Origin of the sequence: Allopontixanthobacter confluentis (assembly GCF_009827615.1) — a bacterium.
Classification (GTDB): Bacteria; Pseudomonadota; Alphaproteobacteria; order Sphingomonadales; family Sphingomonadaceae; genus Allopontixanthobacter; species Allopontixanthobacter confluentis.
Window position 1 is genome coordinate 1396193 of record NZ_WTYU01000001.1, and the last position, 12986, is coordinate 1409178.

General features: G+C 57.4%; 9 protein-coding genes. 7 read left to right on the plus strand and 2 right to left on the minus strand.

Annotated features, from left to right (window positions below):
• The first annotated feature begins 97 nt into the window (after positions 1 to 97).
• The 3 genes from GRI44_RS06565 to GRI44_RS06575 are packed head-to-tail and all read left to right on the plus strand — an operon-like array spanning position 98 to position 2267.
• Complete coding sequence (locus GRI44_RS06565) at positions 98 to 871, plus strand: SDR family oxidoreductase (RefSeq protein WP_160600573.1); 774 nt, start codon at positions 98 to 100, stop codon at positions 869 to 871.
• A complete protein-coding gene (locus GRI44_RS06570; protein ID WP_160600574.1) occupies positions 868 to 1530 on the plus strand; it encodes a cytochrome b/b6 domain-containing protein in 663 nt (220 codons plus the stop codon). Before GRI44_RS06565 ends, GRI44_RS06570 begins: the two co-directional genes overlap by 4 nt.
• Positions 1527 to 2267, plus strand: a complete 741-nt coding sequence (locus GRI44_RS06575; RefSeq protein WP_160600575.1) for a molybdopterin-binding protein — start codon at positions 1527 to 1529, stop codon at positions 2265 to 2267. The genes GRI44_RS06570 and GRI44_RS06575 overlap by 4 nt, the downstream gene beginning before the upstream one ends.
• Position 2268: 1 nt before the next feature.
• Here GRI44_RS06575 and GRI44_RS06580 read toward each other — a convergent pair whose 3' ends face one another.
• On the minus strand, positions 2269 to 2706 hold the full coding sequence (locus GRI44_RS06580; RefSeq protein ID WP_160600576.1) for a DUF1801 domain-containing protein: 438 nt from the start codon (positions 2704 to 2706) through the stop codon (positions 2269 to 2271).
• 196 nt (positions 2707 to 2902) lie between these two features.
• Here GRI44_RS06580 and GRI44_RS06585 point away from each other — a divergent pair, with 196 nt between their 5' ends.
• The 3 genes from GRI44_RS06585 to GRI44_RS06595 all read left to right on the plus strand — a co-directional run bounded on the left by GRI44_RS06585 (position 2903) and on the right by GRI44_RS06595 (position 6916).
• Positions 2903 to 4174 (plus strand): SAM-dependent methyltransferase, encoded by a 1272-nt coding sequence (locus tag GRI44_RS06585; RefSeq protein ID WP_160600577.1) that lies wholly within the window; start codon positions 2903 to 2905, stop codon positions 4172 to 4174.
• A gap of 72 nt (positions 4175 to 4246) precedes the next feature.
• On the plus strand, positions 4247 to 5479 hold the full coding sequence (locus tag GRI44_RS06590) for an argininosuccinate synthase (RefSeq protein ID WP_160600578.1): 1233 nt from the start codon (positions 4247 to 4249) through the stop codon (positions 5477 to 5479).
• An 879-nt stretch (positions 5480 to 6358) separates the two neighbouring features.
• Positions 6359 to 6916: a septal ring lytic transglycosylase RlpA family protein gene (locus tag GRI44_RS06595; RefSeq protein WP_160600579.1), complete on the plus strand. Its 558-nt coding sequence runs from the start codon at positions 6359 to 6361 to the stop codon at positions 6914 to 6916.
• A 248-nt stretch (positions 6917 to 7164) separates the two neighbouring features.
• On the opposite strand, the gene uvrA is transcribed toward GRI44_RS06595, so the two are convergent.
• On the minus strand, positions 7165 to 10059 hold the full coding sequence (gene uvrA / locus GRI44_RS06600; protein ID WP_160600580.1) for an excinuclease ABC subunit UvrA: 2895 nt from the start codon (positions 10057 to 10059) through the stop codon (positions 7165 to 7167).
• Between the two features lie 405 nt (positions 10060 to 10464).
• On the opposite strand from uvrA, the gene GRI44_RS06605 reads away from it, so the two are divergent.
• Positions 10465 to 12594, plus strand: a complete 2130-nt coding sequence (locus GRI44_RS06605; protein WP_232842994.1) for a M3 family metallopeptidase — start codon at positions 10465 to 10467, stop codon at positions 12592 to 12594.
• Positions 12595 to 12986 lie beyond the last annotated feature (392 nt).

The following is a 12986-nucleotide window of genomic DNA, read 5'->3' on the forward strand; positions in this document are numbered from 1 at the left end:
TGATGCCAATAGCACATGAATGGCCAACCCGATCCTGCGCGCAGCGCCATGCGCAACAGTGCGGCTTTGTCGGTCTCCGCCAGCCCGGCATTACCGTATGACCCGCCCTGCCGTTCTTGTAACCGGCGCAGGCCGCCGCATCGGCGCCGAAATTGCCCGCACATTTGGCCATGCAGGCTGGCATGTCATCATCCATTACGGCACCTCATCCGCGCAGGCAGAGGCATTGGCGGCCGCGTTACCATCTGCGGAAACATTCTGCTGCGATCTGGCTGACGAAACAGCGGCTGTAGCAATGGTGCGGACGATTGCGGACGCTCAGAAAAACTGGCCCGTCCTGATTAATTCGGCATCCGTCTTTACGGCCGATGATGCCGCCATGCTAAACCCTGAAACGAACCGCGCGGCGATGCAGGTAAACGCCCGCACCCCTGTGCTGATGGCGCAGGCATTCCTGAAATACGCATCTGCCCCTGATGGCCAGCGCGTGATCCAGATGACTGACCAGAAGCTGGCAAATCCCAATCCTGACTTTTTCTCCTATACCATGAGCAAACACGCCCTCGCCGCTTCCATTACCATGATGGCGATGGACCTTGTGGCAAAAGGCCGGATGAAAGACCGGGTTTACGGCCTTGCCCCCGGCGCGATTCTGGCCAGTCATGACCAGCGCGAGCATGAAACCGAAATTTCGCACAAATTGAACCTGCTGGGCCGCAAAACATCGGCTTGCGAAGTGGCTGAAGCGGCACTTTTTCTGGCTAAGGGCTGGTTGCAAAGCGGCGAGACATTGTTTGTGGATAGCGGCCAGCATTTGCTCAACCAGCCGCGCGATGTGATTTATCTGGCCCGCGAAAGTTCCGCGCGATGAAGCGTCACAGCCTCTCCACCCGCGTGTGGCACTGGGTCAATCTGATATGCGTCATCATCCTGTTCATGTCCGGCCTAAACATTTCCAACGCCCATCGCTGGCTGTATTGGGGCGAATGGGGCTTCGCGCCGGAGCAGGCATGGCTGCAGGTTCCCCGCTTTCCCGGATGGGCAACCATACCTGATTATTACAGCCTGGCTGCGGCCCGCGACTGGCACATACTGACCGCGTGGCCATTTGCCATCGGCATGCTGTTCATGTGGATTGCCATGCTGGTGAGCAGGCATTTCTGGCGTGACATCCGCACCACCCGCGACGAATGGAACATGGCAGCCATTCGCAACGACATTGTGCAGCATCTCAAGCTGAATTTCAGCCATGGCAGCGGCAAGTATAATTTTCTGCAGAAAATCGCTTACGGGCTAGTGCTGGGCATATTATTGCCGGGCATGATATTTACCGGCCTTGCCATCAGCCCCGGTTTTGAAGCGGCTGCGCCATGGCTGGTGGACGCATTCGGCGGGCGGCAAAGCGCGCGTTCGGTCCATTTCCTGTTTTCATGGGGCATATTCGGCTTTTTCGTGATCCATGTCGCGCTGGTGTTATTATCAGGCCCGATACGGCAATTGCGCGAAATGATTACCGGAGGCAGGCTATGAAACGGCGCGCAGTCATGGCCGGCATCGGTGCCATGTTTGTGGGCGCCTGTTCAAAAATTGCCGACAGCAAGGTCGGCTCGTCGCTGCTGGGCGCTGCGGAAGACTGGCACCGCAAGGCTCACCGTGCTCTGTCTGATCGCACGGCCCTGGTGAATGAATATGCCAAGGCAGATATTTCGCCCTATTTCCGCGGTAACGGGTCCACCAGTGTTGATACTGATGCCTACCGCATGCACGCCGCCAATGGCTTTGCAGACTGGCGGCTGGAAGTGCGCGGGCTGGTCCGCAACCCGCTGTCGCTGTCCATGGAAAACATCCGCAAACTGCCGCAGCGCACTCAGATCACACGGCACGATTGTGTCGAAGGGTGGAGCGCGATCGGCGAATGGACAGGGCCGCAACTGTCCACCATCCTCGATGCAGCAGTGATGGACCCGGCGGCCAGGTTTGTCGTTTTCCGGTGTGCAGACAATCTCAATGGTGCAGACTATTATGAAAGCATCGATCTGGTTGATGCGATGCATCCGCAAACCATCATTGCCCATTTGCTGAATGGCGACGATCTGCCGGAAAAAAACGGCGCGCCGCTCAGAATGCGGATCGAACGCCAGCTTGGTTACAAACACCCCAAATATCTTACCGCCATCGAAGTGGTGTCGACCCTGGATGGCATCGGTGAAGGTAAAGGCGGCTATTGGGAAGATCGTGCAGATTACCAATGGTATGCAGGCATCTGATTCAAAGCGGGAAAAGCCGGTCCATGATAGCCCAGTCTTCGACCAGAATTTCTTCCAGCACGGTCAGGTCCACGTCGTCCAGCCGGTTGATGTATAGGCAGCTTTTGCCGAGCGCATGCTTGCCCAGCGCGTGGAACTTCTGTTGACGTCTGCCCTGTGACAAATCGTCGCAATATCCGCCCATCAGATAAAAACTGTGCTTCGCCTTGCGTGGGGAAAAACCGGCTCTCAGCCAATGGACCTCCCGGCCGCTGGCATAGGTGGTATGATAGCTCCCGTAACCGATTATGGATGGCCCCCACATGGCTGGATCATGCCCGGTAATGCGGCGATATATCCCATCGATCAAAATCGCGTCATCGCGTTTCGAAACAGGTGCGATCGCGGCAATGAAGTCGCTGACATTCGCGCTGGTGGGAGCGGTTTTGGCGCCTGACATGCTGTAGTGTAGCGTATTTGCACCCACAAACCACATTTTTCGCAAAGCAGCCGGCTCGGGTTTCGGGCAGCGTGACTCTAGCGTCGCCATCAGTCATTTGCTGCAGCATTCAACAACATTGTCAAATGTGGCCTGCGGCAATTACTCGTAGACTCTTATCCAATTTCTTGCAGATATGCTGGGAGGGAGGAACAACATGGCAGCAGGCGCAGCTTTGCTAGACCGGATTTTAGGCCGGATCATCACGCGCGGCACGTTGTCCATAGTGTATGCAGATGGTCAGCAGACCTTGCTAGGCAAGCCGGAAGCCGGTTTCCCCGATGTCTGTATCCGGCTGGCTGACACGAAGGTCGTCCGCCAGATCATCAGCGACCCGCGGCTGGGCGCTGGCGAAGCCTATATCGACGGGCGGCTGATCATCGAAAAAGGCGATGTAATGGAACTGGTCGGCATGTTGCGCGCCAACCGGCCATGGGAACGCGGCGTGACGCTGCATTCAACAGGGCTGGTGCGAACCATTTTCGACCGGGTGATGGCCGCCAGGGAATCCATCAATCACCAGTCATCGGCCAAGGCCAATGTCGCCCACCATTATGACATCGGTAACGCGCTCTATCAGCTGATGCTGGACAGCGAACATATGCAATATAGCTGCGCCTATTGGCCACGCGAGGATATGACGCTTGGGCAGGCGCAGGAAGCCAAGCTGGCCCATATCGCGGCCAAATTGGCGCTGGAGCCGGGTCAGCGCGTTCTCGACATTGGCTGCGGCTGGGGCGGCATGGCTATCTATCTGGCGCAGAATTTCGATGTCAGCGTAAAAGGGATCACGCTGAGCGAGGAACAGCTGAACCTTGCCGAAAAGCGGGCGCAGGACGCTGGCGTGTCAGATTATGTGCGCTTCGAACTGATGGATTATCGCGATCTGGCCAAGCGGAAGATTACTTATGATCGCATTGTCTCGGTCGGCATGTTCGAACATGTCGGCAGGCCGCAATTCGAAACATTTTTCCGTGCCGCATCCAATCTTCTGAATGAAGACGGGGTGATGCTGCTGCATACGATTGGCCGCATGGGCGGGCCCGGCTCGACCGATGCGTTCACTCGCAAATATATTTTCCCCGGCGGCTATATCCCGGCGTTGAGCGAAACGGTGGCAGCCAGTGAAAAATCCCGCATGATCGTGACCGATGTCGAAACCCTGCGACTGCATTATGCCAGGACCCTGCGGCAATGGTATGCCCGGTGCATGGCGCAAAAGTCCGAAATAGAAGCCATGTTCGATGATCGTTTTTTCCGCATGTGGACATTCTACCTGTCAGGCGCGACTGCGGCTTTTGAAACTGGCGGGATGTGCAATTTCCAGATCCAATATGCGAAAAACCGCCGGACCCTGCCGCTGACACGCGATTATATCGGCGAAAGCGAACGTGCGCTGCTTGAAGAAGGCAGTCTGCTGCCAGAGTGACGCGATTCAAACATTGTGATGGACGCCTGCGCCTGATACCCGCGCGGCGAATTCGTTGCAGGAGCCGCCACCATGTCCGCCACCCACTCCCCTTCCGACATCAAGAAAGTCGTCCTTGCCTATTCCGGCGGGTTGGACACCAGCGTTATCCTGAAATGGCTCCAGGTGACTTACAATTGCGAAGTGGTCACCTTTACGGCTGATCTTGGCCAGGGTGAAGAACTGGAACCTGCCCGCGAAAAAGCGCGCCTGATGGGTGTGCCTGAAGACCATATCTACATCGACGACCTGCGCGAGGAATTCGTGCGCGATTTCGTCTTCCCGATGATGCGCGCCAATGCCCGCTATGAAGGGGATTACCTGCTGGGCACATCCATTGCCCGCCCGCTCATTTCCAAACGGCTGATCGAAATTGCCCGCGAAACAGGTGCAGACGCCATTGCCCATGGCGCCACTGGCAAGGGTAATGACCAGGTTCGCTTCGAACTGTCCGCCTATGCGCTGGCGCCCGATGTAAAGGTCATCGCCCCGTGGCGCGAGTGGGATCTCAATTCGCGCACGGCACTGATCGCATGGGCAGAACAGCACCAGATTCCGGTGCCCAAGGACAAGCGAGGCGACAGCCCGTTTTCGACCGATGCCAATATGCTGCATACCTCCAGCGAAGGTAAGGTGCTGGAAGACCCGTGGGAAGAAACTCCGGATTACGTCTATTCCCGCACCGTCAATCCCGAAGACGCGCCCGACACGCCTGAATATATCACCATCGACTTTTCCGGCGGGGACGGCTGCGCCCTTAATGGCGAGGCGATGAGCCCGGCGACTTTGCTGGAAGCCCTCAACGTGCTTGGCCGCAAGCATGGTATTGGCCGGCTGGATCTGGTTGAAAACCGCTTCGTGGGCATGAAAAGCCGGGGAATGTATGAAACGCCCGGCGGCGAGATTTATGCGCGCGCGCACCGCGGTATCGAACAGATCACGCTGGATCGCGGCGCTGCCCATCTCAAGGACGAGTTGATGCCGCGCTATGCAGAACTCATCTATAATGGTTTCTGGTTTTCGCCAGAACGGGAAATGCTCCAGGCCGCCATCGACCTTAGCCAGGTCAAGGTGAACGGCACTGTCCGGCTCAAACTGTATAAGGGCAATGCCAGCGTGGTCGGGCGCAAATCAGCCGATAGCCTCTATTCTGAACGCCATGTCACTTTTGAAGATGATGCCGGCGCTTATGATCAGCAGGACGCGGAAGGCTTCATCAAACTCAACGCGCTGCGCCTGAGGCTGCTGGCCCAGCGCGACCGGTAGTCCTTGCGACGAGCTGTTGAGTTATCCACCTCTGTCCACCGCAGATTTTGCGATCAGTGGATAACTTGCTTGCCCGACTCGGCTTTGAAGCGCAGTCTCAAGTCATCGGAAAGGCGAAAAACCTTCTCGGATTGACGGTCTAACGACTTGATATCGGATGAAATTTTGACCCTGACTGATGTTTTGGCAACTGTCCACGCGGTCCAGTAGGACGCCTCGCAGAAGGTTTCGGCCAGACGCTGGGCTGTCCAATGATCGGAACGCGAAAGTATTGCTGAAACGGGCCGGACAGACCGGCCGGGTAACGATGGGAATGCTGGAGCTTCGGCAAGAGCAGAACCGCTTGAGGAACCTGGCCAACATGGAATGAACGGTCTCGGAACTGGAAGGGAAAGAAGACAGTCTTCGGACTGGAAACAGAACCTGAAAGAACCGGATGCCGGCGCGAGCGCCAGTGCAGAAACTAGATCTGGGGCTTGCCCCGGAAATGGCGAAACACCGGTCGCCAAGTCCTTCTTATGAAGGCCACGCGCGGGTGAGAGTGGGGTCGGCAGCAATGCCGGCCCCATTTGCTTTTGGGCTCCGCCAGATGGCTGGTGCGTTGGGTGGATTGAGCGGGCGGATTGGCCAGCAACTTGTGCGCCATACCCCATATCTTTCCGCTAATATGTCAAAACAACCCTAAATGTGGGATTTGCCCTGCGAATCGATGCCCATGCGTGAACCGCAAACACGGCAGATCAATCAGGTGATTTACGGAAAATTCCCCCAAAACATGGTTACCGCCCGTTTAATCTACGACCAAAGGAGCCGGTAACGGGACGAGGAGTCTTTGTTTGGGTGCCACTTCAACCGATGGGCTTGTATTAGGTTCCCACCATGAACGGACATTCGATCATCTCGCGCCGCACACGTCTTCGGACACTGGCCCTGGTTGCAGCATGCGTGTTGCCAGCCACATCCGGCGGCCCTGCACTGGCAGGATCTTCAGCTGCAAATCAGTCCGAATTAAATCAGGCTGATTTCTCGAAGAGCTTTGCTGCACTGCCCAAACCCAACCGCGATTTTGACGCAGCAGCAGGCGCAGTAGACATTACCACGATCGAAGCGCCGGTCGAAACCGCGCCGCAGCCTGCATTGCGCACCATCGCCAGTGGCATTGCCAGCTATTACGGCAAACGCTTTGCCGGACGCCCCACAGCAAGCGGTGAACGGTTCAATCCGGGCGACCTTACAGCGGCGCACAAGACCCTGCCGTTTGGAACCCGTGTTCAAGTCACCAACCCCAGCAATGGCAAGGTAGTGACCGTTCGCATCAATGATCGCGGGCCTTATGCCCATGGCCGCCTGATTGATCTTTCGCATGCTGCGGCGGCACAAATCGGTCTGGTTGCGCGCGGCCACGGCAATGTTGAACTGGCTCTGCTGGACAGCTGAGATCGCTTCCGGCCACACGGCCGGAGTTATTTTCCCTGAAATTTTTCGCGCCAGCCCTGCAAATAGGCTGCATTTGGCATGCCAGCCTTACCCACTGACCGGAAGGTAGCGGAGTTTGCAGCCGCCAAAATTCAACGTGACTGCAAAAGCACCGCATTGCAACGCCGGATGAAACCAGCAAATCTGGCCGATCAAGGTTCGACCCCGTGGCCACTGACCATCCGGCTTCCTTGTAGGCCAGGGATTTATCAGGCCAGCATAGCTTTCAGATATCCGCCTGTGAAACTTCTCGGGTTGGCGGCGACGTGCTCAGGGGTGCCCTCTGCGACAATTTCGCCGCCCCGGACGCCGCCATCAGGCCCCAGATCCACGATCCAGTCGGCCACCTTGATGACATCAAGATTATGTTCGATCACCACTACCGAATTGCCCTGCTCTACCAGACGTTGCAGCACTTCCAGCAATTTGCGAACATCTTCAAAATGGAGGCCGGTGGTGGGTTCATCCAGAATATACAATGTCTGGCCGGTGGAACGCTTGCTCAATTCCTTGGCAAGTTTCACGCGCTGCGCCTCGCCGCCGGAAAGGGTGGTGGCCTGCTGGCCGACCTTGACGTAGCCAAGGCCCACTTCATTCAGCATGTGCATCTTGTCACGGATGGACGGGACTGCCTTGAAAAAGCTCTCCGCATCTTCAATCGTCATATCGAGGACATCGGCAATGCTGAAACCCTTGAACTTCACTTCCAGCGTTTCGCGGTTGTAGCGTTTGCCGCCGCATTCCTCGCACGTCACATAAACATCGGGCAGGAAATGCATTTCGATCTTGATCAGGCCATCACCCTGACATGCCTCGCACCGCCCGCCTTTCACGTTGAAACTGAAACGGCCCGGCTTGTAACCGCGCGCCTTGCTTTCCGGCAGGCCGGCAAACCAGTCCCGGATCTGGGTGAAAGCGCCGGTATATGTCGCCGGGTTGGAACGCGGAGTGCGGCCAATAGGCGATTGGTCGATTTCGATAACCTTGTCGCAATATTCCAGGCCGGTAATCTTGTCATGCGCGCCGGCAATCACCCGCGCACCGTTCAGCGCGCGCGCTGCGCCCGCGTGCAATGTGTCGATAGTGAAGGATGATTTTCCGCTGCCCGATACGCCGGTAATGCAGGTGAAAGTGCCCAGCGGAATGGATGCAGTGACATTTTTGAGATTGTTGGCCCGTGCCCCATGCACAGTCAGCTTGTGGCCATTGCCCTTGCGCCGCTGGGCCGGAATTTCAATTTTCCGTGTGCCATTGAGATATTGCGCGGTGAGCGATTTTTTCGACCGCAGCACTTGCTTCAACGTTCCTTGGGCCACGATTTCGCCGCCATGGACGCCCGCGCCAGGGCCAATATCAACCACGTGGTCTGCCTGGCGGATGGCATCCTCGTCATGTTCCACAACGATGACCGTATTGCCCAGATCACGCAGGCGTTTCAGCGTTTCCAGCAGGCGGTCATTGTCGCGCTGATGCAGGCCGATAGACGGTTCATCCAGCACGTAAAGCACCCCGGACAGCCCGCTGCCAATCTGGCTGGCAAGGCGGATGCGCTGGCTCTCACCGCCTGAAAGCGTGCCGGATTTGCGGTCAAGATTAAGGTAATCCAGCCCCACATTGTCAAGAAAGCCGAGGCGTTCGTTAATTTCCTTCAGGATCGCCTTGGCAATCTGCTGCTGCTGGCCGGTCAGCTTTTCTTCCAGACTGCCGAACCACGCATAAGCATCGGACACCGACATTTGCGTGGGTGCGGCAATATCCGTGCCGACAATCTTCACCGCCAGCGCCTTGGGATTGAGGCGCGCGCCATTGCAGGTTTCGCACGGCTGGCTGGTCTGGAATTTTGCCAGTTCATCCCGCATCCACGCGCTGTCAGTCTGCAGCAGACGGCGGTTGAGGTTGCCAATGACGCCTTCAAATGATTTTTTGACCGTATATTGCTTGCGCCCATCCTTGAAGGTGAGCGGGACGGCGCGCCCGCGCGTGCCATGCAGGATGATTTCCCGGTTCTGCTCCGCCAGATCCTGCCACGGGGTGGTAAGATCGAAGCCGAATTCCTTGGCCAGGCTGCCCAGCACCTGCATGTAATAGGGCGACGGCGGGTTGGACTTGGCCCACGGCACCACGGCGCCCTGTTTCAGCGACAAGGCTTCATTGGGGACGACCAGCTGCGGGTCGAACAACTGCTTTTCGCCCAGCCCGTCACACGTTGGGCAGGCGCCTTGGGGTGCGTTGAACGAAAACAGGCGCGGTTCGATTTCCTCAATCGTGAAACCGGACACCGGGCAGGCAAATTTCTCGCTGAACACGATGCGATTGGCCGGAATGCCCGTGCCTTTCATCGCTCCGCCGCTATCTGCTTCCCCTTCGCGGCCCGGCACTACACCATCGGCAAGGTCAGCAAAAGCCAGCCCGTCCGCCAGTTTAAGAGCCGTTTCAAAACTGTCAGCCAGCCGGGTTTCGAGACCCGCTTTCACAGCCAGCCGGTCCACCACCACTTCAATGTCATGCTTGAATTTCTTGTCGAGCGCGGGCGCTTCTTCGATGGCATACATTTCGCCGTCAATCCGCACCCGGGTAAAGCCCGCCTTTTGCCATTCGGCCAGTTCCCGGCGGTATTCTCCCTTGCGGCCACGCACGACCGGCGCGAGCAAGTACAGGCGCGTGCCTTCGGGCAGTTCCATCACCCGGTCGACCATGTTGGACACGGTCTGCGCTTCAATCGGCTTGCCCGTCGCGGGCGAATAGGGAACCCCCACACGCGCCCACAACAGCCGCATGTAATCGTAGATTTCGGTCACCGTCGCCACCGTCGAACGCGGATTGCGGCTGGTGGTTTTCTGCTCGATGGAAATGGCAGGGGACAGCCCGTCGATATGTTCGACATCGGGCTTCTGCATCATTTCCAGAAACTGGCGCGCATAGGCCGACAGGCTTTCAACGTAGCGCCGCTGGCCTTCTGCATAGATGGTGTCGAATGCGAGGCTGGATTTGCCGGAACCTGACAGGCCGGTGATCACGATCAGAGCATCGCGCGGCAAGTCGATATCAATGCCCTTGAGGTTATGTTCGCGGGCACCACGGACGGAGATCTGGGTAAGAGACATAGGTGGCGTGTTCCGCAAATGTTCCGGGCTGTCAAGCGCGTGAAGGGATGGCGTGTGGATGGGTGGGCAACTGACCACGCCCATGTGGGGCCAAAAGGATGATTTGCAATGGAAGGACGCGTGCCCTGCCTGTCCCGGTGCCACGCGCGCCGTGTCAAGCTGGCCTGTAGAGTGCATTGTACCGATGCTCTTGTTTAAGGAGCAGTGCGTCCTGATCCGATTTATGCGCCAAGTTTTGGCGCGACGGTTGCAATTCTCATCAATCTCCGGTTCAAGCGCGATCAGTTACAGACGAAACCAGATTGGTGCGTGAGTGGTCGCGCTCCTGAAATTATTGGAGAGAACATGAAAGCCAACCTATTGGTCGCGGTTGCCGCAAGCGCGTTGCTTGCAGGATGCGCAACGATGAATACCGCCAGCGAGTTGCCCGACACGCAGACAACCGCAGATGCCGCGATACCGCAGGCAACCGGTTATTTCGCCTCGCGGAGCGATCTTCCGTTTCACGCGCCTGATTTCACCAGGATTTCCGATGACGATTATGCCCCTGCATTTGCGCAGGCGATGGCTATCCAGAATGCGGAAATCGCTGCCATTGTGAACAATCCGGCCGCGCCCACATTCGCCAATACGATTGTAGCGATGGAAACATCCGGCCAGATGCTGAGCCGCGTTGCCACCGTGTTTTTCGCCCTCACCGGCGCCAACACCAATGACACGCTGAAGGCGATCGACGCCGATATCAGCCCCAAGCTGTCCGCGCATGGCGATGCCATCACGCTGAACCCTGAACTGTTTGCCCGTGTGCAGGCAGTGTATGACAAGCGCGCCGCGATGAGCATGACGCCCGAAGACGCCAAGCTGCTGGAAGAAACCTACGACAGTATGGTTCATGCCGGTGCCAAGCTGACGCCGGCGCAAAAGGAACAGGTGAAGGCGATCAACACCCGCCTGTCCACCATCACCACCGAATTTTCGCAGCGGCTGGTGCAGGCCACCAAGGACAATGCGCTGGTGGTGGAAGACAAGGCCATGCTGGCCGGACTGTCCGATGCTGAAATCGAATCTGCGGCCAAGACTGCCACCAGCCGGGGGGTGGACGGCAAATACGTCATTGCCCTGCAGAACACCACGCAGCAGCCGCTGTTGCCGTCGATGGAAAACCGCGATGCCCGTGAAAAACTGTTCATGGCCGGCTTCCACCGCGCCGACAAAGGCGATGCCAATGACACCCGCACGCTGATTGCCGAAGTGGCCAAGCTGCGCGCGCAGAAAGCCGCGCTGTTCGGTCTGCCGGACTGGGCCAGCTATGTGATGTATGATCGCATGGCCAAGAACCCCAAGACCGCGCTTGATTTCATGCAGCAGATGGTTCCCGCCCTCGCCGCTACGCAGCGCCGCGAAGCAGCGATGCTGAATACGGAAATCAAGGCTGATGGCGGAAATTACGAAGTGCAGCCGTGGGATTGGGACCGCTATGCGGAAAAGGTTCGCAAGGCGAAATACGACCTCGATGAAAGCGCCACCCGCCCTTATTTCCAGGTCGATCGGGTGCTGGAAGACGGCGTGCTCTTTGCTGCCAACAAGCTGTACGGCCTCACCTTCAAGAAGCGCACCGATCTGCCCGTCTATCACCCGGATGTAACCACTTACACCGTGTTTGACCGCGATGGTTCGGAACTCGGCCTATTCTATTTCGATCCGTTCCAGCGTGACAACAAGCGCGGCGGCGCGTGGATGTCGAACTATGTCGACCAGAGCCATCTGTATGGCACCAAGCCTGTCATCTACAATGTGCTCAACATTCCCAAGGCACCCGATGGCGAGCCCAAGCTGGTCAGCTTCGACAATGTCGAAACCATGTTCCACGAATTTGGCCATGCGCTGCACGGCTTCTTCGCCAACCAGAAATATTCCTCGCTTTCGGGCACCGCAACGGCGCGTGACTTTGTGGAATATCCAAGCCAGGTGAATGAAATGTGGGCGGCAGATCCGGTCATTCTGGCCAATTATGCCAAGCATTACAAAACCGGCGCGCAGATCCCCGCAGAACTGATCCAGAAGATCGACGCTGCATCCAAGTTCAACCAGGGTTATGCGCTGGGCGAAGTGGTGGAAGCCGCGCTGCTGGACATGAAATGGCATTCGCTCAGCGCCCCGCAGGCCGCTGCCATCGACACGCCGGAAAAGGTCAATGTCTTCGAACGCAAGTCGTTGCAGGAACTGGGGCTGGAAATTGATCTGGTGCCGCCGCGTTACCGCAGCAGCTATTTCAGTCACATTTTCTCCGACCCCACCGGCTATTCGGCTGGCTATTATTCCTACCTCTGGACGGAAATGCTGGACCGTGACAGCCGCGCATGGTTCCGCGCCAATGGCGGCCTGACCCGCGCCAATGGCGACCACTATCGCGACACCGTGCTCAGCCGCGGCGGAACGATGGATTATTTCCAGATGTTCCAGAACTTCGCGGGCCGTCAGCCCAATGTGCAGCCCATGCTGGAAGCACGCGGACTGACCGAACCCAAGAAGTAAGTCGCTTCTGCCAACAAAAAACGCCCCGCTTCTCAACCAGAGAAGCGGGGCGTTTTGCTATGGGCTGACAGGCCGGAATACTCAGGCTCATTGTCTGCTTTTCTGGCGCTCTCTAAAATCGCTGAATGTCCGAGCCTTAGTGGGGAGCCGCCAAGCCCATATTCATTTGCTATAAGCGCTTCCGACTTGGTTTCGGTAGCCCGCTGACTTCTTTCCCCAGCGCTGATTAGCATAAATCGTCGAGATGGAAGTTAGGAGAATGACAACCGGAACTCCTGCGCCTTCCTTGCCTTGGCCGACAAGAAACCCAATCCCGGCTATTGCGAGAGCTACGACAAGAAACAGAAAAAGCCTTCGATTGCTGCTCATTTTCGTGATCTCTCAATGGTTAC

Excerpts from the sequence above, each read along its gene's own strand:
- GRI44_RS06570 (WP_160600574.1), top strand. The coding sequence starts at position 868 with ATGAAGCGTCACAGCCTCTCCACCCGCGTGTGGCACTGGGTCAATCTG.
- GRI44_RS06605 (WP_232842994.1), top strand. The coding sequence starts at position 10,465 with ATGAATACCGCCAGCGAGTTGCCCGACACGCAGACAACCGCAGATGCC.
- GRI44_RS06575 (WP_160600575.1), top strand. The coding sequence starts at position 1,527 with ATGAAACGGCGCGCAGTCATGGCCGGCATCGGTGCCATGTTTGTGGGC.
- GRI44_RS06565 (WP_160600573.1), top strand. The coding sequence starts at position 98 with ATGACCCGCCCTGCCGTTCTTGTAACCGGCGCAGGCCGCCGCATCGGC.
- GRI44_RS06595 (WP_160600579.1), top strand. The coding sequence starts at position 6,359 with ATGAACGGACATTCGATCATCTCGCGCCGCACACGTCTTCGGACACTG.
- uvrA (WP_160600580.1), bottom strand. The coding sequence starts at position 10,059 with ATGTCTCTTACCCAGATCTCCGTCCGTGGTGCCCGCGAACATAACCTC.
- GRI44_RS06580 (WP_160600576.1), bottom strand. The coding sequence starts at position 2,706 with ATGTCAGGCGCCAAAACCGCTCCCACCAGCGCGAATGTCAGCGACTTC.
- GRI44_RS06585 (WP_160600577.1), top strand. The coding sequence starts at position 2,903 with ATGGCAGCAGGCGCAGCTTTGCTAGACCGGATTTTAGGCCGGATCATC.
- GRI44_RS06590 (WP_160600578.1), top strand. The coding sequence starts at position 4,247 with ATGTCCGCCACCCACTCCCCTTCCGACATCAAGAAAGTCGTCCTTGCC.